A 20,073-nucleotide genomic window follows, 5' to 3' on the forward strand; every position below is an offset into this window, starting at 1 on the left:
AGTTGCTGGTATCCGGTCGATCCTTTGCGTGACGACGTCGTCCCATATCCGGCGGAAGCACTCCGCCTGATCAACAAAGGCGAAATCCTCGTCACGCACGGTTGGGCTTAAAGGCTGGCCAGCAGGGTTTTTCACTGGAGGGGGCTTGAATCTCCGCTTCGCGGCATGCGGACATCGAGCCAACCTCCACAGTCACGTGGCAGTATTTGTGTGGACGTGGTCCCAGTATGGTGTCCACAGTGGGAGCATGGAACACCACACCAGGCGGAATCGGATCGCGTGGGATGCTGCGTCGGAGAAGCACGTCCGCGAGTACCAGGAACTGTTGGGTCAAGCCAAGAAACAGTCTTCGCTCTTCGAACGTGAACTCGACCTCCTACGGCCAATACTCGTGTCGTCGCCCACGGTAGTACACCTGCAAAGCGGGCATGGCTTGGACGACGTCGCCCTGGTCGCTGCGGGTGCCCGATCTGTGGTTGGTGTCGATTTCAGCGAGGTCGCATCGATCGCGGCGCAACGTCGAGCGGACGAGTTGGGGGTGGCCTGCCGCTATGTGGTCGCCGAGTTGCCAGGTGCTCCATTGCGTGACGAGTGTGCTGACCTGGTCTACACCGGCAAGGGAGCGTTGATCTGGATGCCGGATCTGCGGGTGTGGGCCAAAGACGCGGCTCGCCTGTTGCGACCAGCGGGGCATCTATTCATCTACGAGGCTCATCCCGCAGTGCCGCTGTGGACCTGGGACGAGGACGAGCCCCGGATTCGCCCTGACCGCAGTTACTTCGAACGCTCCCACATCAACGACACGTTCCCCGCCCACGGTGCGGTGGAGTGGCAGGCGACCCTGGGAGAGATCATCAACGCGGTGATCTCGACTGGTTTAGAGCTGCAGTACGTCGCGGAATACGCCGAGCCCTTCTGGCGACCGGGCAAAGTCGCAGCGGCAGCGTGGCGAGGGCAGCTGCCGAATTCGTTCGCGCTCGTCGCCCGACGAAGGGATCCCACCTCCGCCGTCGGGAATCGGTGACCGAAGCGGGTACGCGCACATAGGCATGGACGTTGGCCAATGCTGCGGTGGTCGGCGTGGGAAGAAACTCTCTGTTGTCGGCACCGAGGTCTACCATTACGACGTGCCACAGGACCGTCCGCCGATCCCCGCCGAAATGCGCCGCGCGATCTTGGTCGAGGCAGGTCACTGGTGCGCCATTCCCACCTGTCGGCAGTACCCCGTTGACGTTGATCACATCGTCGACTGGGTGAAAGTACGGCGGCACGAGTTCGACAACCTGATCGCCCTATGCCCGAGGTCCATCGTAGGGCTCGCCACTGGGCTATGCGCTCGGCACCACCCAACCCGACGCCTAGGGGGCTCGGTGGCGTCAGTTACTCCGAGTAGCTGTTAGCATGCCTACTTGGCGAGCCGGCAAATGCGGACGCTGGAGGGATGGCCGCTCGCCTCGGCGCTTTACCTCAAGATGTCGACGTTCGCGGCCACGGACTATCCGGCAACAGAGTCGTACGTCCACAGCAGAGCTGCGCGTAGGCTGCGGAGCACCTGTTCATCATCCGTCTCGCCGGGATCATCCCCCAGGGGAATCCACTCCTCGGCGACCGCGCGGCCGTGGAGTGTGCGGGTGATGAGCAGCCCGGAGTAGTCGAGACATTCCCCGCCGAGGGGCACTCCTCGAGTGCTCGATGCGAGATCCATACCTCGGCCGCGGCGCGGCCGAGCGGCTGGTCGAGAGCGGAGCCCGTCGAACATTAGGGCTCACCTGGTCTTTCTTGGAGATCATGCAGGTCTTTCCGGACTAGTCGAGCCGCCGCAATGGGGTGTTACGTCTGGTCGATCGGAGTGTTTGTCGGATCACCATGTTGGTGGGCTGCGACGTGGTGGAGCCGGACACATGGAAGTCGGGTCAAGTGCGACGGCATGGACAGCCGATACATCTGCTCGCTCACTAGTCCAACTGAGCGAGATCTGCTCTCGGTATAGCTGCTGCCCTGCGGCTCCTGAACGACTTTCACGGTCAGCGACCACGCGACCACGGAAGCCTCTATCTTGGTCAGCGGCGGGTGCGGCGGTGGCAGACAGAAAGAGGGAGATTGCGTGGCGCTGGACGGATCCGGGTTCCATGTCGAGATCGAGGTGCTGGAGGGCGCTGCGAAGGCGATGGGGGAGATCACCGCCAAGCAGGACAACTTCGATCTGCGCGGGCTGTGCGGCGAGGAGTCCGAGGTTGGCCACGCGACCATGCACGCTGCGCTGGGAAACTTCTGCGGGAAGCTGAGCGAGAGTATGGGCATTCTCTCCGACAAGGCGGAGGACATGCGCGGAGGTCTGGAGACCGCCGCGAGGATCTACCGCGAGCACGAACACGACACCAAACAGAGCCTGACCGCCGACCCGGCCGTCGAGGCCATGGAAGACCTGTAGGGGGCCGGGCTTCATGGTCGATCGGAAGGAATTGGGCGAGGCTACGACCCGGGAAGAGCTGATACCTGGGAGCCCGGAGGCGCTGTACAAGAACGCTGAAGTGCTGCGGGACCGGGCGATCGATGTTACCGCCGATGGCGAGGCGCTCAAGCGCATCGATGTCGGGGCCTGGCGGGGCCCGGCCTACGACGCGTACGCCGAGGAGAACGAACTCGAGGTTCCCAAGTGGCTCAAGACCGGCGATGCGCTGGCCTACGGAGCGCAGGCGGTGGAGAACTACGCCAACTGCCTGGGCTGGGCGCAGATGCAGGCGGAGCAGGCCCTTGAGCTGTACAACCGCGGCCAGACCCTCACACAGCAGGCGAACGCCGCGCATAACCACGCCGTGGCGGAGGCCAGCGCACAGACCCAGGCCAACGCGGGCCGCGGTGACCCCACCGTGGTACAGCCACCGCCATTCAACGATACCGGTGAGGAATACCGACAGGCCGCTCGCGAGATCCTTGACCGCGCCCGCCACCAGCTAGATCAAGTCGCTGACGAGTCCGCCAACGCGCTCAACGAGCTGGCCGCGGCCGCGCCCTCCGAAGACGACGAGGAAACCACCGCCTCGAAGGTGGGCCATACGATCCTGGACGGCCTCGGGATGATCCCGGTCGTCGGCGAGCTGGCCGACGGCGCGAACGCCGCGTGGCATGCGCTGCAGGGCCACGCTGGCGAAGCAGCCCTGTCGGGGGCGGCGGCAATCCCCATCGCCGGCTGGGCTGCTGGAGCGGGCAAGATAGGCAAGGCTATCGGCAAGGCGCTTGAGAAAGGTGAGAAGGCCCGGTTCGGCTGGTCGTCGCGCATCGGCAAGGGGGCATACAGGGATAATTTTTTCGATCAGTACCCTGAGCTTAGGGGGCAGGTTGAGGTTCATCATGCCGTTGAGCAGCAAGTAATCACGAAAAAGTATCCACACTTGGATATCAGCTTGCATGAGATGCATTCCCTCGACAATTTGCGAGGGATTCCGAATGACGTGAAGGGAGTGCTGCATCGAGGTCAGATACGTGGAGAATGGGACGAATTCTACCGCGAGAATCCCGGGGCCACGAAGCAAGACCTGCTAGACTTTGCGACCAAGGTTGACGAAAAGTTCGGCCATCTGTTCCGGCCGCCTGTGCGTTGAGAGGTTATGATGTATTACCTGGTTAAGCCAGAGGTTGCTGGCGAAATGGGAGAAGGGACAGTGCTGGATCACAGCACGCACCCTCCGAGGGTTGACAGGCTCGAATACGAAATCGGGGGATGGCTCGGCAGTGATCTCATGACCACTTTCCCCTGCTTTATCGTGACTGAAACACTCGCTGAAAAGCTGACAGCTTCCGGGCTTGGTAGCTTTGAGTTGCGAGATGTTGAGATCACCATCTCGCCAGAAGGTGAGACAGCACTGCAGGTCATGGGATTCAGTGAGTTTCCCAAGTGCAAGTGGTTCTATGTGACGGGGACGGCCGGGCATGACGACTTCGGTGTCACACAGAAAGCGAGGTTGATTGTTTCCGATCGCGGCCTGGAGGTCGTGCGTCAAGGTCGGATAGAATATGTCGCAATCGAAGAGTATAATCCTGAAATACATACATAGAATTGCTGCCATGTCCGCGACGGCCAGAGACTGTCGGGTGTTCGGAACAACCGAACCCCGATCCAGTTACCGGGTAGTCGTCCGGTCTCACGGGCGCACGATTGTTGATGATCAGTTGAAACCTACAGTCGGCGTGGGTGGCCCAGGGTAAGTGAACATGAGGAAACCGTTCCAGGGCGTGGCTACGCGCCACAACGACCGCGAGGCTCGTCGGCGCGCACGAGTTGAACCCTCACCATCCCAGCGAGCACGGCCGCATCACCGCCCTTACCGACGTCGCTTGCCGAGTGCTAGGGGGCTTGCGCCAGGGCCGGATCTACCACGCCGATCTTGAGGAATACAACCCCGAGGCGCACAAGTAGACCTCGCGTTCTATCGGTGCGTGCGCCCGCCTGTGTTTGCCCGAGCGGGAGTATGACGACCACCAACGTTTAGCCCTCTGGGATCTGGGCCCACACGCGGGCAGCAGCTTCGCGTAGCTCCGCTGGACCGTGTTCGCTCCACCCCTGGAATTTCCCTGCTAGCTCGGCGATCAGAGCGCGGTGTTCTGGTCGCTCGTCGGTGTGGGCCAGCGCCCATAGCAGCCCCCGAACCGCAGCGGTCGTGTCAGCATCAACCGACCGGTACGAATTCAAATGCCGAACCAAGCCCCAGAACATCCCCCCGACACCAGGACGGAGCCGCACATCCGCCGGTAGCTCAGGCGGAATCCAACGCAACAGCCCGCGCAGAGCCGGGACGAGGAACGCCGCGACGAAACAGATCAACGCAGCGATACCGATCGCTCCGATGGACCGCAGCCAAAAGGCCACCGCCACGAGCGCACCAATGATCAGCAGGACGACGACCGCACCTGTGATGTAGGCGCGCTGCAGTGCAGGCCGAAAATGCCACTCCTCCACAGCGTCGGACCGCTGGTTGGCAGCAGCCTGGTCCAGACGCGGGTCGACGACCGCCAGCCGCCACGGTTCGTCGAGTATTACGCCCCACCAGCTAAACACCGGACGTGCCTGCTCCCACGGCGGCATCGGACCAACACGCTTACCCGCGCTGCCTTCGATCATCGCTGGTTCGTCCTCGTGGTTCTAATGTGGATTCCGAATGCGACAGGAGTCGGAACCTCCGGTTCCTGCGGTCAATACACGTAGGTGGCGAGCAGGGCGTGTGAGGTAGTGGCCTGGTCGCCGTAGATCGCGTAGTGCCAGTCCAGAGCTAGACGTCGGAACGCGCTTTCGTCTTCGTCGGTCAGCTGCACTGGCTCGCCGGCAGGAGTGGTGTCGATCCGAGCGAGTAATCGCGCTGTATCGGCGACCGGAACGCCCTCGGCCGCGGGCCGGTGGTCGGCGTGGATCGGGGTGGTGGCGATGGCGACTTCGACCACGGCGAGCAGTTTCCGGAACGTGCGGTAACTGGCGTCGACCAACCCCTCGTACTCCTCGACGGTGGCCAGGTAGTCAGCCAGGTCAGCGAGTACGGCGGGACGATCTGGCTCGGCCGCGCGGATCAGCAGGGCTCGGGCCGCCACGAGCGTGTCGATCTGCGCGCGGGTGGCAGTTGAGACATAGAGGCCCATGTGCTGGTAATTGCCGTAGCGCACGTCAAGCGCGGTGCTGCGCTGCTCGTCGCCGAGGTGGCGGGCCCAGTTGCCGAAGATCGTGGTCCAGGCGTTGACTGGCTCGGTGGTCGTCATCTCGGCGGGCAGTTGCCACATCTCGACGCCCGGATCGTAGGTAGCCGGGTCGGCGGTGGATCGTAGGACGTGAAGGAACTCCTCCGCACCGCAAGCGGCGCGGGTTAGTTCTGGGTGGTCCGGAATGAGGATTCGCACCGGATTGGTGATATTGCTGATCATTGGTCTGCCTCGGGTGCGGTACGGGCGGGGACAGCGACATGTCCGGCGGTGCGTCGAGCGGTGCCGTCGTCTAGTTCTCGGGCGTTCCCGGAGTGAAATCGGCAGCGTCCACGACACGTTGCCCGTCGACCGCTGCCTCCTCTATGTCGTCAATGGCGCGTGCTGGAATCACGAACCTGCCGCGGATCTTGACGGCGGGAAACTCGTCGTCGCCGATCGCCCGGTAGATCGTCATGTCCGAAATACCAAGGATGTCGGCTACCTGGCTGACCCCGTAAAACTTCGGGGGTGTGGGTGAGTCCTTCTTCGCGTGCTTCATGGGCTTTGTCCTCTGTGGATGGAGGAGGCTCCGGCCGTTGCGTTGTCTGGTGGGCGTGCTGGTCGGGGCGGACAGCGGCGCCCTCCCCTGCAACCGCTGGCCGCGTCCCTGACATCCCGCCTTGAGGTGGAGTCAAGTGTTGACTTTATATGCCAAGAGTGCCGTGAATGGTTAGAAAAGTCAACAGATGTAGTCGATTGCAGGCGAAGGGGTGTGTGAGTGCTCCGGGGCGCGTGCTGGCGCGGCGCCGGTGGGTGATCAGAGTGCGCGGTGATGGTGCTGGGTAGCGGTGCGGCGAGAAGATCGTTTGCCGAGCGTGGTGGGTCGACCGGACCTGGCCATCGCGTGTTCCGGCGGGCTTCGACTGCGGCCTGGTCGGCGGGCGGTTGTGCGCCTGCCGGACCTACTCGGGACTGGGAAGCTGATGACCTGGTTCGGTGTTGACGGCGCCAGCGGCGACGTTCGTCACGATGTTGGCGGAGCAGCCGTTCTGGATCAGCAGAGCCATGGACGGGGGTGTACGGAGTGGGGGAACGTTCTCGCAGGTGACGGTCAGCGATGGCTTGCAGCTCCTCTGTGAGTGTCCAGGCATCGGAGTCATGGGGGCCTCCCCGGTAGCTGTGGCTCCGGCGAATGAGGCCGAGCTTCTCGGCGGCGTCTCGTGCTCGGCGGATCGTCTTCGGATCAAGGCGTGCTCGTTCCGCCCAGGCACGGACCGCGATCGACCCGTGGTCGAGGGCGATCGGCTCGACGAGAGCGTGGAGGGCTGCGAGAAGAGTCGTGAACTGGACCCCTCCTGGCAGGCGGCCGCGGGCGTCGGCGGACTCGGACGCGGCATCAAGGAGCGTGACCCGGACAGCTTCGATGCAGTACTGCAGGTCCGAAGCCCGAGCCGGGCGACCGATGAGGTCGGGCGGCCTGCTTGAACGGTGGACGCGGCGGCGCCGTGGGCGTTCGCGGCGAGCCTCCTCGAGTGCGGGAAGCCAGCGTTCGGCTCGCCACCGCTGTCGGCCGACCCGGTCGGCTTGCATGGGCGACGCCTCGCGGAAGTGCTTCCACGCTTGGTCTTCGGTGAGGCCGCGTTCGGCCGCGACGATGGTGGTGGCCGGCGCCCAGAACCACCGGCGCCACGCGTGCTGGCCCAACTCGTTGGCTTTGCTTCCAGCGGTATTCGCGGCGTTCCAGGCATCGATGGTGGACCACTGTGCGCGAGCGCGGGCGAGGGCATCACCGAACTCTCGCTCCGAGCGACTGTGCCGAGGCGGAGCCCGACGTGTGCAGCGCGGTCGTCGCGGCCGGGGGGCAGCGGAGCTAGGTTGCGCAGTTCGAGCGTGCGGCAGGCTGACGAGGTCAGCTGTAGTGAGGGTGCCGCCGAGCGTCGGCGCGGGGAGCCGATGACGATGTGCAGCGGTGAGCAGCCTCAGCGTCGAGCGCGCAGTGACCGACACGGCGTGGTGTGTGCCGATGAAGCGGGAGAGATTGAGGAACTCGCCCCGAAGCGGTGATGGTACGACGGTGATCAGATGGATGTGTCCAGGCCGGCCGGAGGCGCGTCGATACCAGGGCAGTCCGTGTCGGTCGCACCAGGAAACCAGATCGTCACTGACGGCTTGGCCCGCTTGTGGTTCGGCGCCGGTGTCATCGGGGTCAATGTCGACTCCAACTACGCCCGGCCGGAGGGTCCCGACGATCGCCACCGCGTCCGCCATCTCATCGATGCGCTGCCTCGCAGTGGCGAGAGTTGTTGTTGTGGACACCGCTTGGTTGTCGGTGTCGATGAGGATGAACGGTGGGCCGAAGAGTTCGGCGTCCAGCTCAGCCGTGAGCGCACCTTTTCCTGACTGGGCTTGAACGTTGGGCGGTGTCGATGGTGCTTGTGGAATGTCATCAGAGCGTGCGCTACCCTGGGAACAGCTGTGCATAGCGTTTCCCTCGTGTCCGCTGCTGTGAGCGACACCGGGGTAGCCGGAGTGGTATTCGGCCGTAGCAGTGACAAAGACCGGGATCCTGGCGGGGATACTCGGTCTCGGTGGTACCGAGCCCGCGCGACTTGTCGCGCGGGTTTTGTTGCTAGTGGACGGTGTCGCCGTGTTGTTCAGTTCGCAGTGTTGGCGAGTCGGTGACCACCTCCCGATAGTCGATCTGTGGCCTGGGCGCGTATCGAGGGCCGTGATCCTCGGTGCGCGCAGTGGCCGGGTTGGTCAGGCTGGCCCGCTGTCAGCGAACGGGGCGAGTCGAGCGTGCGAGATCTGCGACAAGGTCAGTGAACCGGTCGACCGCGCGCCTCGATTGCTTCCGGTGTCGTCCACCGCGGCGGCGAGGTGTCGCACGGCGGTTCTGCCGCGTTGCAGGCGAGGCCGCAGGGCGGAGGCGAGACCGTCGTAGTGCGGAAATGGCGAATACGCCTCCGAGTACTGCGGCGCAAATCAGGAGTAGGTGACGAATCTTAGGCATGTTTCTCCTTCTGTGGCACGGAAGTAGGTCGGCCCTGGCGCCATGGCCAGCGCAGTGGAAGCGTGTGGGTGCGCATGGCGGCAGGAACGCGATTGATACGAAGAACGATCGCTGTCCACGTCATCCCGATGCCCACCCCGACAAGTGCGAGATGGTCGCCGGGGGAAACTGCTTGCTGGGCAAAGAGATGCGTGAGTCCGATGATCTGATCGTTGGGACCTACGTGCCCCCATTGGTCGCCGGCGTGTTTGAGTGTCTTCTCTTCGGCGAGGTGTAAGGGGCGCAGGCATTGGTTGACCAGAAGGCGATGTCCGTAGTGAGGCAGGAGGACCCACCGGAGGTCGTTGAGTTCGAGGTCGGCGTCGGCCAGGGCATGCTGCATCACGTGGGCTATCCCCGTCGTGCTGCGCCGGGTCACTGATGACGCGCCGACCGCGGCGAGGTAATGCGCCTTGCGTTGGTGCACGCGCTCGATGCCGACTTCGGTGGTGCCCGGTGGGAGGAAACGGGCTCCGCTGCGATGGAGTTCTTCGAGGGTCGGGTCGGTCCACGAACTGGTCGCGAGTACGCGTGCGAGGCCGGGTTCGCGGCCGAGGATGAGGGCGGAACCGCCGTCGCCATAAGCGATTCCGTGGTCGGCGGTGAGGTGGTCAAAGGCAGGGGCGCCGAAGATCTCACCGCCGGTGAGCATGACTGTGTTGGTATCGGGACTGCCCGCGAGGACGCGGGCGGAGAGATCGACGCTGCCGACGAGTGAGTTGCTCATGGCGTTGATCTCGGTGGCGATGCCGGGCCCGGCGGGAAGCCCTAAGCGAGAACGCACGTAGGCGGCACGGGACCAGAAATCGATCCCGCGGCTACCTCGCCAAATGGCCGCGTGGAAATGCAGGTCTGGCACAGGAAGCGGTCCGGTGGAGGTCATGGCGAGGCTGGCGAGCGCGCCTCGACCTGCGTGCACGGCGAGGTCCATGCCGGTGATGCCGCGCGCGACGGACACGGCGCGCTGTCCCGTGCCACTGAGATGGTGGTGGTCCGCGGAGGGAAACTGGTCGACCGGCACGAGCGTGCCGAGGGCGGCGCCGATGCCGCGGATGTGGAAGTCAGTCCAGCGCATGTCAGCACCCGCCTGCCGAGAGGTGTGAGGCTCGGTGCCCTCGTGCATGGCTGTGGCGCAGGTCGTTCTCGATGGCGTAGACCGACGTGTAGTACGCGCGCAGCTGTGAGGTCGTGATTCCGGCGCACGCCGCGATCTCATCGAGCCTTCTGGGCGTGTCCTCGGGTTTCGTGGCCGACTTCTGAGACAACAGGTCGTGCGCCGCGGCGAGTATGCAGGTGCGCATGGTGTACTCCTGCGAGATCAACAGTGGTGGCAGCGGGCGAGCAAGGCCCCGAACGAGGCCACGCCGATTTCTCGACGAGAAGGCCGGTTGCCGCGCCTGGCATAGGGACATGTCGGAGCTACCGTGGGCGTCGGACGCGGCCAGAACGCCGGGACATGAGCCGCTCGAGGTGTTCGGCCCGCAGCTGACCGACACGCGAGCTGACAGCTCCGCTGAGTTCGGGCACTCGCTGAACGTCAGCGATGAACTTCGGGTCCGTACGGAACACGATCAGCAGGACGGAGGCGTTCAAGCTGAGATTCACCACGGCGTATGGGGTTTCCGGCGGGATATAGATCATGTCGCCGGGACGGGGAAGGTCCGGACGCATGTCGTGGCCGGAGAGCACGGCGGCATAGCCGCTGAGGACGGCCAAGGCGGACTCCGTGGCGCTGTGCCGCTGTGGCGCGGTCGCCCGGCCACCTGGGATGTGCATGCGCCCGGCCGAGAGCATACGAACCGGGACCGCGGGAGCGTGGATGATTGCGGTGACGGTGTCACCTTCGCGGGTGGTGGACGCGGCGGCGCCGCTGGCGGAACGGTGCACGGCGGCGGTGAGCGTGGATTCCATCGTATGTTCTCCAGTCATCGTCAGCTGCTGGGTTGGTCGGTGTGGATGCGGGAGAGCTCGCGGGCCAGCGCGGCGTTGGCCTCTGCCGCGGTTGTGGTTCGGCGGCCGAGGCCGCACGCTGCCGCGACTGCGATGGCGCGGTGGCCAAGCTCGGACTCGACCAGGTGCAGCGCGGTGCGGGAGTCCTCGGGATGGAGTTCGTCAGCCAGCCCGGCGATGATGTCGATTCCGGTGCGCAGGTGCTGGAGGGCGCGGTAGAACAAGGGCTCAGTCGGTGGCCCGGTGATGCCGGTGCACATCGGGATGTGCGCTGTCGGCATGGGGTAGTCGAGGCGGTTCAGCCGCCGGTGCAGGGCGTTGAGGAACTGTACGGCGGGAACCAGGTCACGGGGCTCGACAAGCGGCTCGTGGGCGAGGTCGCCGTGGCACAAGTGCAGGATCCAGCGCGCAGATCGAGGTGCGCCCGTGATCAGCTGAGCCGTTTTATGTGCGAGACCGAAGGAGAGGGCTGGCCAGAGCTGCCGGGGAGTCCGGTCGAACATGACCAGCACGGCCGGCGTTTCCAGTTGGAAGACAACGTCGTCGCCCCACCGGTCGTGGATGTGACGAATGTCAGTGAGGACAGCCTCCCGGAACACCGAAAGGTGTGCGAGGGCGGCTTTCGGGCCGCCGAAGCAGAAGAACGACAGGTCCAAAGCGTTTGGCACGGAAACCTGGTGCGGTGGCAGGTCGCGGTCGCTGGACAGGCGGTTGCGGGCGGCCATGGCCGCGGTGACGTCGCTTGCTCGCCGCAGCGCTATGTCTTCGGGTGCGAGGCGATGACCGGGCGCGAGTCCGTAGGCGGGCAGATCCTCGTAGCTGGTGGAGTCCCCGGTATGCACGGTTTGGAGTGCGGCAACGTCCGCAAGACTAACCAGCCAGTTGACGATCCACTGTGGATCCTGGTCGCACGGGAGGGTGAGCAGATCGGTGTCACCAGCCTGATCGACAAACCACTGCATTGCGGTGGAGTCGTTGATGAGTAGCTCAGGTGGGAGGGAACCAACGAAGTGCAGGGCTCTGCCCGATTCGCCGGACTGGTCCGGGACTTCGTGGAGCGTGGGATGAGAAATGACAGTGGCGGACATCGTCTCCCCTAACGTCGCGTGCTGATTCGTGTTGTTGGGGCGGTGTGGCCGACGAGGGGAGGGACGTCGGCCACACCGCTAGATATTGAGTTGCGGCGATGGTGCTCGTGACCCGCCCTCGCTCGGAGGCGAGGACGGGCCACGGTCTCGCCCGAGGGACCAGGTGAACTGCTAGCCGGTGACCGGAAGGTGGCCAGGCTTCGGGCCCGGGGTCGGCGCGGGCCGGTCATGAGTCGTGTCGTCGTGATGCTGGGTGCGGTCGGTGGGCCGCCCAGGCTGATGCCCAGGAGTACCCGGCTTGCCCGGTGCAGTGGGCTTTCCGGGCTTACCCGGCGGGTTGGCGGGCGGTTCGGTCGGCGGGGTCCCGGTGCCGCAGGAGACCGACGCCACGGTCACCGTGATAGCGGAGTTCTTCCCGTCCTTTCCGGATCCTGCGGCACTGACGGTGATGGTCGCCGCGGTGCCTTTCGCGCCACCGGAGGCACCAGGGCTGACCTTGAGGTTGCCGCTGCCGCCTCCGGACGCACTGACGGTGGTGACTCCGTTGCGGCACTTCGCGGAGAAGGGGCCCACCGTGGTTCCGCCGACCCGGACGCTGGACACCGTCGCCTCGGCGATACCGGCCCCGGCCCGGACGGTGATGCCGCTGGCGACGACGGCGCCACTCTTGGTGGACACCGATCCTCCGGCATTCTTGATAGCCCCGTTGCTCGACACGCTCGGCTGCGCACCGAGACTTTCGGTGCCGCTGACCGAGATGCCACTGGCCGTGGAGGTAGCGGCCTCCGCGTGAGCGGACGCCGCGTGAGCGGACGCCGCGTCAATGGCGGCCACCCCGCTGATACCACCAATGATCAGCACGCCTGCGCCGAGCCCAGCCAGCGCGGCGCGGGGACTGAACGTGTACTTGTTGGTGTTCACGGTTTCTCCCATGTTGTTGGTAATGGATGGGTCAGGTAATGAGCACTGGCGTGCCGATGGGCACCCACGTACTCAGAACGCGCAGCGCGTCGGCTGGCACCCGGATGCAACCGTCGCTAGAGGGGCGGCCGAATACCGTGGTGGTTGGCCACCCGTGGATGCCCGTGGTTCCGGGACCACCGCCATACGTTTCGTGGCTTGCGGAATGCGTCCCCAGCGGAAGAATCACCGGACTGAACGTCTGCCGACTGTCCTGGATGGACGCCATGATGAACGTCCGGCCCGGCGGGGTCTCCGCACCCGGCTTGCCGACGCCGATCGTCCAATTCCCGAGCTGCTGTCCATCGCGAAAGAGCTGCATGCGAAACGCAGACCGGTCGACTACGAGCCGATAGGGCGTGTGTGCGGTCTCCACCGAAGAGTCCTGAATGGACACCCATCCCGTCGAACCATTGGGCCTGGACGGCAACAGAACCTGTACCCAGCCAGGCTCCTCGGCGATCACCGGCAGCCAGGTGTCGGAGTTGATCTGTTGAGGTGGCAGCGCCGCGATGGCCGGGCCACCCGGTTGGGCGTAGACCGGCACCAGGTTACGTGGATGTACCACACGGCCGACCGGCACGCGGTCCCGATCGATGTCTGCCGGAGCTGCGGGCACGGTGGTGAAGGTCGTGGATTCGGTTAACGCGGCAAGGTTGTCCACGGGCTGTGGCGGGATCTCGTGCGCCTGCACAGCGATCGTGGTCTCGCCTGATCGGTCCTCGGCGCTGTTGCCGTCGGATGACCCGGTTGCCGCGACCAGCACGGCCGCGATGAGCAGCGCCAACACCAGCACGATGATGGCGGCGATGAGTTGCACTCGCTGTCGCGTCGACCAAGACCGGGTCGTCGGCGTTGGTTCGGTGACACCGTGCTCGTCGGCGTCGTGGGAACGCGGTCGTGAGTCTTGCGGATCGTCGCTTCCTGACACGACAGCACCTCCTGACGATGAACGGACAGACGAAGGAACGAGGGGAGTGGTGCGGGCCCGCCCCCGATTAACGGGCCCGCACCACCAGTGCGGCTACTTCGCCAGCGCGGCCACGAAACCGGCTGACGGAGTGCCGAGACCGGTGACCGTGTCCCAGCCCGGTGCGCTCTGCAGGTTCTGGGGTCGCGTGTCGAAGTCGACCAGGTAGCTTCCCTGCCCACCTGGCACCGAGGTGCCAGGCAGCGAATGCATCGACGGTGTCCATACGCCGGCCTTCTGCGGCGTTACGTCGATGATTGCGGGGCTGCCCTTGAGTGCGTAGAGCGCGGGGTTGAGCAACCCTGCCCGTGCAGTCCCGGCGCGGGCTTGCTGCGCGTCGACGGCGAGGCCGGCAACCAGCGGCGCGGCCAGCGAGGTGCCACCGGAGGGACCAATGGTGAACTGCCCTCGGGAATCGGTCTGCCCGACCAGCATTCCGGTGTAGGAGTCGGCCAGCGCCGCGATGTCCGGTACGGCCCGCTTACCGTGGGCAACCTCGGCGGGGACCGCCCCGGCTTGCCAGTCGGGCGCGTCGTACAACGCGGACGGTCCGCCTCCCGCTCCGCCAGCGAAGGGGCCGTCAGCGTCACGCTGTGGTACCCACTGCCCACCGGAGAGCGTGTTGCCGGTGTTCTCCCAGCCGGTGAGGACCTTGGGCTTGTTGTCCTGTCCCAATCCCACCGTGGTGCCACCAACGGCGGTCACCCATGGGCTGCTCGCGGGGAATCCCGCCGTGATCCGGCCGACCATGCCGGAGTTGTTTCCGGCGTCCCCAGTGGACACCGTGACGGACTGACCTTGGATCCCCGCTTGCAGGGCCATGGAGTTGAACTGATCGCGTGTCGCAGCCGGTAGGCGGCGCTCGCCGTCGGCGTCACCCCAGGAGTTGCTGATCACGTCGACAGCGTTGTCCTGCACCGCCTTGTTGAACGCGTCGTACAGACCGCCGATGCAGGTTTTCGCCGCGTAGTAGCGAATCTTCGCGTTCGGCGCGATCGTGTGCGAGGCTTGCACGTCCAGCGTCTGTTCGCCGTACCAGCCTTCAGCATCGCATTCCTTCTCGTCGGTGAAACCGCCGTCCGGCAGCACCGCGCTGTACTGGTCGGCCGCCAGCGGCGGCACCCCGAGGTGACCGGCAGCGCGGTTGGTATCGGCCACCAGCGTTGGAGAGTTGTAGGCACCGACGATCCCGACCGTGGTTCCTGCGCCATGGTGGCCGGGGTTCAGCCCATACATGGCGCGCACGGACGGCCCGGTGTAACCGCAGAGGGAGTTCGACTGCGACCCTGCCGGATATTTCTGTGGAACCTCGGCGTTGTTCTGCTCGCCCCACCAGCGCGCGCAATGCTGCACCGCGTTTGCGCCCGGCGCTGAAGGGGCGGTGTGCTGAGGCTTGATCGCCTTGGCGCTGTCATCCAGCCCCAACACGGTCGTGACCGCGCCCCGCAACTCCCGCGGCAGGGAGATGGGCGAGGCCGGGGCGACCAGATCCTGGACGCGGCCGCTGACCTGGCTGCGGAAGGTCGATAGCTGAGTCCCGAAGGCTTTCTCCAGCACACCGGTTGGCGCCTGTGCGTCAATGAAGTGACGATTCGCGCTCACCCCGGTGACCGCCAGGCCCTGCTGCGTAAGCCAATCGCGGACGTGCGTGACGGTCTCGTCGCTCGCGGCGAACCGTTCGACGAACTGCTGCGGAGTCAGAAACTTGCCGTGCTCCGCGGTGCCGGGGGTGGCGACCGCAGCAGCGAGCCGTTCCGCACCGGCCTGGTCGCGCAGGGAGAGCGCGATCTGCACGTGGCGGACTGCATCGTCTGCGACATCGCCGGTCTTCGCTTGCGAGGTGGCCCAGCTTGGCGTACTGCCCGCGACGACCGTCCGGTCATCCTGATCGCCGCCGGAAGGTTGAGCGCTGGCCGGAAACGCTGTGACTGCTGCAGCTACCGCTAACCCCGACGCTACTGCTGTGGTGCGCCATGGTCGTAAAGGCATAGAAGTCCCCTTGACTGGTTTGTTGAGTGACAGACATCGCGTGCGAAGAAAATGCGGCACGCGAAGCCTGGAATTTGCCGGAATGGCAGAAATATCGTTTCGGAGCTGTAGTGGTCCTCGTCAGGAATTGCTCACCATGAACGACGAATTCCTGAACTGGAGCCCAAGACAAGAACGCAAGGATCTGTCTTCTGCTGGATGGCCGCCGCCACGTGTGCGTGACTAAGAAGGTTCACAAGCCAACGTCGAGATATGAAGCAGAATCTGCGCCGGACGAGGCCGAGTGCTCCGCGATGCGAGTCGTGGGCCACCAGGCGGCCCACGAGGAAGAGTGCCCGTGGTGCTCGCCGTGCGATGCCGAGCGGAGCTCGTGTTGATCGGCGATGGCCCGTGGGTTGCGGTGCCCCGCGTCCGTTCCGATAAAAAGACCGTCATGCGGGTGCCTCGCAAGGGGCATGACACAATTCTCGGTCCTCGGTGCCCTGGACGTCGATGTCACGACTTAGCTCGATCGCCCGGACGACGCGGATCAACGAATTAGGCTCTCGAATTCGACGCTGCAATTGATGCAGTCGTCGCAGTATCGAGGGCGGTGCACTATTCGCGAGGAGCCAGACCTCCTCCGGCCTGTGCGCACAGAGCCTGTGCGCGTACAACTCCTGCGTGGCCTGAATGTAGCCAATGGTCCACGCCCCGGACGAGGCGTCGGCCGACACGGTCGGATCGTCGTCGCCCTCTCGCCGCCACTCGGCCCCCACGATCTCCGCATTGATCGCGCCAGCGCCCCAACCAGCGGACACGGCCCGCCGAGCATCGGCGCGGACGAAATCCTCGGCACTCGGCCAGACGGCGGAGACCATGCCGGGGCGCTCCGCGGGAAGCAACCAGCCCTCGCGAGCAGCCCCCAGCGGACCGGACTCGACGCCGAGCGAGACGATGAAGCGCCGCAGCTGACGGTTGTCGACGCGCGCTCGGTGCAGGGTTTCCGTGCTGGCCCGGTGTTCTGTGCGTGCTTGCCGATGTTCCGCGCTACAGTGGCGAGATCGATGACGTGGAGCGTCGGGGCACATATCGCGAGCGTCGATGAAGCGTTGTTCGGTCTGCTCCCAATCGCGCTCGGCATCGAGAATGACCTCCCGCTGGTGTCGTTCGAGTTCCAGCAGGTCGGCATCGGGTGTCGGGCTGAGTCCGCGTGAAAAGCGTCTGAGCAGCTGGTGGGTAATTTCGCGCGGGACACTGTGGACGCTGGCGTCGAGGCGTAGCTGTAACCCCCGCGCTGTATGCGCCCATGTGAGGTCAGGGCCGTGCGGATGGGACATAAACACTCTCCCCGGTCGCGATAGTCCACCGCCCTCGCCGCCGAGCTCCCGGGGCGCGGGCCGTGTGTGTGCCGCACCCTCCCTGGCGCGACTACACAAGTGGACCTTGCTATGGCGAAGCTAGAGCCGAGCGGCCGAGAAGTCAACAGATGTAGCCGTTTTCGCGCAGAGATGTGCGTGTGGCGGGTGAAATGCCCCGTATGAGCGCTTTGGTGTCTTGTCGGATCGCAACGGTGGTTGAGGTAACCGGATCGGGTGAAAAGAAATTTGCCAGTATTGTGTCCGGCAGAATTTAGGGTCCCGAACTACTCTGAGTAGTTGTCAAGTGAGCACGTGAGCGCGGTCACTGCCCGGACGTGCAGTTATTCGCCCAATCGAGTGCGCTCTAGGCGAAACGGTTGATCTTAGGGGGCTACGCTGTGGTTATACTTCGGTAACGAATCGGCGGGGTAGTGCCCATTTCTGCCCCGTCGGCGCGGGTCTACGCCTTGCGGGGAGCAAGGCAATGTGTTAGCCGCTGGCGAGGGGGTCGGCGGAGGGGAGTCAGCGCACGGCGCGGACTGCTGCGGGGCCCTGCTCGGACGCCACCGGCGCCGGTGGCCCTCGACACCTCGCAGTAGCCCGGGACCGGGGCTGCGGATAGGGGGCACACTGGTGACTCGAGTGCACGATCGGCGCGAGTTCGCGCGCCGTTGTGAAGAATTGATCGACTCCTTGCCCATCAGGGTTCCGTTCGAGGTCACTGCCTTCCTGGCGGAACTGGGCGAACAGCGCGGCACGCCACTGTTGTTGTGGCGGATGAATCCTGACCCGACCCTCCCTTCGGGGATGCTGGTGCGCACGGTGTCCGGCGACTATCTGTTCGTGGTCCGCGGAACCAGTGCCGGCCACTTACGGCACATCGTTTTTCACGAGGTGGGGCACCTGGTGCTGAGGCATCCCCTGGACAGGGTGTGCGGGGTCCCCGGCGAGCGTCACTTCCTCGACGAAGAGGAAGCCGAGGCCGAGCGATTCGCCTACCTGCTGGCTGCGCGCATCCGGGCAGCTGAACTGCAATGCCGTGTAAGCGGTCCGCAGGGGCAGTTGCGCTCAGCGTTCGGCTCCCGTCGGCAGTTCTGCAAACGGTAGTGCCTGACTTCGTGAGCACGGCCGCGTACGCCGCAGCGGTGGGCTCGATCGTCGAGTCGGTGCGCAAGAGCATCGTGAACAGAGCAGTCGCACACGAGATCAGCCGCGACTACGTTGCTGTCGGGCTGGCCGTGATCAGTCTGTCGCTGGTCGCAGGAGCCCCGGCGACCATGAGCTGGTGCGACGAGGTCACCGGCATGTTCAACCTCGCCTTCTTGCTGCATGGGGTCGCCGCGATGGCAGCCATGGTGTGCGTCGCGGGTTTCCTGCGAAGCGTTGAACGCCTGCATGTGCGAGTGCGCACCGCCGCCGGCCTGTTCGCGGTGTGCACGGTCGCATTGGTGGTGCTTTACCTCGCGCGGGGCACCACGGACCCGGACTTCGGCGCCAGCAGCGATCACCACGCGGCCTCGATCGCCTACAACTTGATCTACCTCGTGTACATGTGCGCCTGGCTCGTCCTGTTCATCCGTGGCTCGTGGTTCAGTACTCGGCGCGAGGAGCGCGTGGTGCAGTTCGGCGTGTTCCTCGCGGCGGTGGGAATGGCGTTCGGCCTTCTCGGGCTGGGGTGGAAGATCGCGCTGACCGTCCACGGCATCCTTGACCCAGGCCACATACTGCGCGACACGCGCATTTCCTTGATAAGCCAAGCAATCGGCGTGGTGCTCTTCGCGGCCGGCTCGGTGTTTGCCGCAGCCGTCAGGCGCCTTCACGATCGTCGGGACCGTCGACGCAACGCGGCCGTGACGAAGTTGTGGTGCATGCTCGAACCGGTTCGCAACGAAAGCGCGATCCTGTCGGATGACGAGTGCCCCGATCTCCGCCGGCAGGTAGTCGAGATCTTCGACGGCATCCTCGTTTTGCGGCGCTACATCCCCTCCGAAGTCGGAGATGTGGCCGCGGAATTCGCCCAGGCTCTCAAACTTGACCACGGCAGTACGAAGTTGCTACTCGGAGCAGCTGAACTCCGTGTGGCGCTGGAGTACTACCAGGAGGGTGTGACCTTCCCGCAGGTGGGAAACGACGTCGACGCGCGGCCGCAAAGCTCGACTGTCCGGGCCGACGAGGACGACGAGATCGCCTCGTTGGCACGGCTCGTGTCCTGGATGGCGTCCGAGGTCGTGGAGGAGATCGTGCGCGTGGTGCGGTCTATGCGTGACGACGGTCCGACCAGCGACTAATGCACAACCGACAGCTGAGTACCCGGCGCCGCAGTTCGACCTTGCCGAACCGCGGCGCCTGCTTCACCCTTCTGGAGACGACTTGGCGTCTTGATGCGAGCGCTGATCACGCGCGATACCTTCGAGAATCTGTAAGAACGCCCGCTTGCCGTCGTCGTTGGCGTACTCGAGCGAGTGTTTAACCTCCCGGGGGCGGACGCCAACGAACCCGACTTCGTTCATCAGCTGGTACGTGCGGCGCTCCAGCGGGTCCAGTTCGGTGGCTCCGGCTTGAGGGTCCTCGAAGCGGCTGGCTGGAACGGTGGGATCGAGCAGCAGGGGCTGCAGGCGCCAGAACTCCTCCAAGCCGTTGGTAATGGCCGCCCGCGGCTGGAGGCGGTCACCGTCTCTGAACTGGTACAGCGCCTGCTTGGTAAAGCTGTGCCCCGTGCGCAACCGCACCCAGTTTGCGACGACCGGGACCCGCGCGAGCTTCCGCTTGAGGCCCTTGGGGGCGGAAGCGATCACCTCGGGGTCGACGACGTGCTCCTGGTCGAGGACATAGAAGTACGACTCGTTTTCGAGGAGGTACCTCAACCGCTCCGCGAGCGTGGGATAGACCAGCAGCCTCTGGGTCAGTTCATACTGCTGCTGGGTTGATCGCCGGGGGATCGGCGACTCCATGTCCTCTCGTGGTCGAGTCTCGTCGGGTGACGTGGAGTGCTCTGACTCAGGTGTGCGTTGCTGCGCCACCGTCCGCACCCCCTCTCCTTCAGTTGTGCACTGCTCC

The 20,073-nt window shown here is 65.0% G+C and carries 20 protein-coding genes; 9 read left to right on the forward strand and 11 right to left on the reverse strand.

Translation table 11 applies throughout. The annotated features are described in order from the left end of the window. The first annotated feature begins 247 nt into the window (after positions 1–247). The 5 genes from FXO23_RS30720 (at position 248) to FXO23_RS30740 (ending at position 4,055) form a co-directional block, all read left to right on the forward strand. Positions 248–1,024 carry a class I SAM-dependent methyltransferase gene (locus tag FXO23_RS30720; protein WP_158888988.1) on the forward strand — a complete coding sequence of 259 codons (777 nt, stop codon included), beginning with the start codon at positions 248–250 and terminating at the stop codon, positions 1,022–1,024. 136 nt (positions 1,025–1,160) lie between these two features. After that, entirely contained in the window at positions 1,161–1,400 is a 240-nt protein-coding gene (locus tag FXO23_RS52715) for an HNH endonuclease (protein ID WP_425484925.1), read from the forward strand. A gap of 704 nt (positions 1,401–2,104) precedes the next feature. Continuing rightward, positions 2,105–2,431 carry a hypothetical protein gene (locus FXO23_RS30730; protein WP_246258073.1) on the forward strand — a complete coding sequence of 109 codons (327 nt, stop codon included), beginning with the start codon at positions 2,105–2,107 and terminating at the stop codon, positions 2,429–2,431. Positions 2,432–2,444: 13 nt separating this feature from the next. Further along, a complete protein-coding gene (locus FXO23_RS30735; RefSeq protein ID WP_158888990.1) occupies positions 2,445–3,602 on the forward strand; it encodes a putative T7SS-secreted protein in 1,158 nt (385 codons plus the stop codon). A 6-nt stretch (positions 3,603–3,608) separates the two neighbouring features. Beyond that, positions 3,609–4,055: a hypothetical protein gene (locus tag FXO23_RS30740; RefSeq protein WP_158888991.1), complete on the forward strand. Its 447-nt coding sequence runs from the start codon at positions 3,609–3,611 to the stop codon at positions 4,053–4,055. A gap of 431 nt (positions 4,056–4,486) precedes the next feature. On the opposite strand, the gene FXO23_RS30745 is transcribed toward FXO23_RS30740, so the two are convergent. The 3 genes from FXO23_RS30745 to FXO23_RS30755 form a co-directional block, all read right to left on the reverse strand. Further along, a complete protein-coding gene (locus FXO23_RS30745; RefSeq protein ID WP_158888992.1) occupies positions 4,487–5,119 on the reverse strand; it encodes a cation diffusion facilitator family transporter in 633 nt (210 codons plus the stop codon). A gap of 71 nt (positions 5,120–5,190) precedes the next feature. Further along, complete coding sequence (locus FXO23_RS30750) at positions 5,191–5,907, reverse strand: hypothetical protein (protein ID WP_158888993.1); 717 nt, start codon at positions 5,905–5,907, stop codon at positions 5,191–5,193. Between the two features lie 70 nt (positions 5,908–5,977). After that, positions 5,978–6,226, reverse strand: a complete 249-nt coding sequence (locus tag FXO23_RS30755; RefSeq protein ID WP_158888994.1) for a helix-turn-helix domain-containing protein — start codon at positions 6,224–6,226, stop codon at positions 5,978–5,980. Positions 6,227–6,771: 545 nt separating this feature from the next. Here FXO23_RS30755 and FXO23_RS30760 point away from each other — a divergent pair. Both FXO23_RS30760 and FXO23_RS30765 read left to right on the forward strand, forming a co-directional pair. After that, positions 6,772–7,152, forward strand: coding sequence for a hypothetical protein (locus FXO23_RS30760; RefSeq protein ID WP_158888995.1), 381 nt, complete (start codon positions 6,772–6,774; stop codon positions 7,150–7,152). Between the two features lie 597 nt (positions 7,153–7,749). Beyond that, the gene (locus FXO23_RS30765) at positions 7,750–8,067 is read left to right on the forward strand and encodes a hypothetical protein (RefSeq protein WP_158888996.1); all 318 of its coding nucleotides are present in this window, start codon (positions 7,750–7,752) and stop codon (positions 8,065–8,067) included. Between the two features lie 605 nt (positions 8,068–8,672). Here FXO23_RS30765 and FXO23_RS30770 read toward each other — a convergent pair. From FXO23_RS30770 to FXO23_RS30805, 7 genes are all read right to left on the reverse strand, one after another. Then, the gene (locus tag FXO23_RS30770; RefSeq protein ID WP_158888997.1) at positions 8,673–9,794 is read right to left on the reverse strand and encodes a 3-oxoacyl-[acyl-carrier-protein] synthase III C-terminal domain-containing protein; all 1,122 of its coding nucleotides are present in this window, start codon (positions 9,792–9,794) and stop codon (positions 8,673–8,675) included. A gap of 344 nt (positions 9,795–10,138) precedes the next feature. After that, the gene (locus FXO23_RS30780; protein ID WP_158888999.1) at positions 10,139–10,630 is read right to left on the reverse strand and encodes a cupin domain-containing protein; all 492 of its coding nucleotides are present in this window, start codon (positions 10,628–10,630) and stop codon (positions 10,139–10,141) included. A gap of 20 nt (positions 10,631–10,650) precedes the next feature. Then, positions 10,651–11,757 carry a hypothetical protein gene (locus FXO23_RS30785; RefSeq protein ID WP_158889000.1) on the reverse strand — a complete coding sequence of 369 codons (1,107 nt, stop codon included), beginning with the start codon at positions 11,755–11,757 and terminating at the stop codon, positions 10,651–10,653. A 171-nt stretch (positions 11,758–11,928) separates the two neighbouring features. After that, positions 11,929–12,678: a hypothetical protein gene (locus tag FXO23_RS30790; protein WP_158889001.1), complete on the reverse strand. Its 750-nt coding sequence runs from the start codon at positions 12,676–12,678 to the stop codon at positions 11,929–11,931. Positions 12,679–12,709: 31 nt separating this feature from the next. After that, a complete protein-coding gene (locus FXO23_RS30795; RefSeq protein ID WP_158889107.1) occupies positions 12,710–13,537 on the reverse strand; it encodes a L,D-transpeptidase family protein in 828 nt (275 codons plus the stop codon). Between the two features lie 204 nt (positions 13,538–13,741). After that, positions 13,742–15,676, reverse strand: a complete 1,935-nt coding sequence (locus FXO23_RS30800) for a S53 family peptidase (RefSeq protein WP_158889002.1) — start codon at positions 15,674–15,676, stop codon at positions 13,742–13,744. A 431-nt stretch (positions 15,677–16,107) separates the two neighbouring features. Beyond that, entirely contained in the window at positions 16,108–16,995 is an 888-nt protein-coding gene (locus FXO23_RS30805; RefSeq protein ID WP_158889003.1) for a hypothetical protein, read from the reverse strand. A gap of 663 nt (positions 16,996–17,658) precedes the next feature. Between FXO23_RS30805 and FXO23_RS30810 the strand changes: the two genes are divergently transcribed. Then, positions 17,659–18,123 carry a hypothetical protein gene (locus FXO23_RS30810; protein WP_158889004.1) on the forward strand — a complete coding sequence of 155 codons (465 nt, stop codon included), beginning with the start codon at positions 17,659–17,661 and terminating at the stop codon, positions 18,121–18,123. A gap of 11 nt (positions 18,124–18,134) precedes the next feature. Further along, on the forward strand, positions 18,135–19,304 hold the full coding sequence (locus FXO23_RS30815) for an MAB_1171c family putative transporter (RefSeq protein ID WP_158889005.1): 1,170 nt from the start codon (positions 18,135–18,137) through the stop codon (positions 19,302–19,304). A gap of 63 nt (positions 19,305–19,367) precedes the next feature. Here the strand turns inward: FXO23_RS30815 and FXO23_RS30820 are convergent, their stop codons facing one another. Beyond that, entirely contained in the window at positions 19,368–19,967 is a 600-nt protein-coding gene (locus tag FXO23_RS30820; RefSeq protein ID WP_158889006.1) for a hypothetical protein, read from the reverse strand. Positions 19,968–20,073 lie beyond the last annotated feature (106 nt).

Source organism: Amycolatopsis anabasis, from assembly GCF_009765355.1.
Classification (GTDB): Bacteria; Actinomycetota; Actinomycetes; order Mycobacteriales; family Pseudonocardiaceae; genus Amycolatopsis; species Amycolatopsis anabasis.

Bases quoted from the DNA above. Each gene is read 5' to 3' on its own strand.
- FXO23_RS30720 (WP_158888988.1), top strand. From the start codon at position 248: ATGGAACACCACACCAGGCGGAATCGGATCGCGTGGGATGCTGCGTCG.
- FXO23_RS52715 (WP_425484925.1), top strand. From the start codon at position 1,161: ATGCGCCGCGCGATCTTGGTCGAGGCAGGTCACTGGTGCGCCATTCCC.
- FXO23_RS30735 (WP_158888990.1), top strand. From the start codon at position 2,445: ATGGTCGATCGGAAGGAATTGGGCGAGGCTACGACCCGGGAAGAGCTG.
- FXO23_RS30740 (WP_158888991.1), top strand. From the start codon at position 3,609: ATGATGTATTACCTGGTTAAGCCAGAGGTTGCTGGCGAAATGGGAGAA.
- FXO23_RS30745 (WP_158888992.1), bottom strand. From the start codon at position 5,119: ATGATCGAAGGCAGCGCGGGTAAGCGTGTTGGTCCGATGCCGCCGTGG.
- FXO23_RS30750 (WP_158888993.1), bottom strand. From the start codon at position 5,907: ATGATCAGCAATATCACCAATCCGGTGCGAATCCTCATTCCGGACCAC.
- FXO23_RS30755 (WP_158888994.1), bottom strand. From the start codon at position 6,226: ATGAAGCACGCGAAGAAGGACTCACCCACACCCCCGAAGTTTTACGGG.
- FXO23_RS30765 (WP_158888996.1), top strand. From the start codon at position 7,750: ATGGATGTGTCCAGGCCGGCCGGAGGCGCGTCGATACCAGGGCAGTCC.
- FXO23_RS30770 (WP_158888997.1), bottom strand. From the start codon at position 9,794: ATGCGCTGGACTGACTTCCACATCCGCGGCATCGGCGCCGCCCTCGGC.
- FXO23_RS30780 (WP_158888999.1), bottom strand. From the start codon at position 10,630: ATGGAATCCACGCTCACCGCCGCCGTGCACCGTTCCGCCAGCGGCGCC.
- FXO23_RS30785 (WP_158889000.1), bottom strand. From the start codon at position 11,757: ATGTCCGCCACTGTCATTTCTCATCCCACGCTCCACGAAGTCCCGGAC.
- FXO23_RS30800 (WP_158889002.1), bottom strand. From the start codon at position 15,676: ATGCCTTTACGACCATGGCGCACCACAGCAGTAGCGTCGGGGTTAGCG.
- FXO23_RS30805 (WP_158889003.1), bottom strand. From the start codon at position 16,995: ATGTCCCATCCGCACGGCCCTGACCTCACATGGGCGCATACAGCGCGG.
- FXO23_RS30820 (WP_158889006.1), bottom strand. From the start codon at position 19,967: ATGGAGTCGCCGATCCCCCGGCGATCAACCCAGCAGCAGTATGAACTG.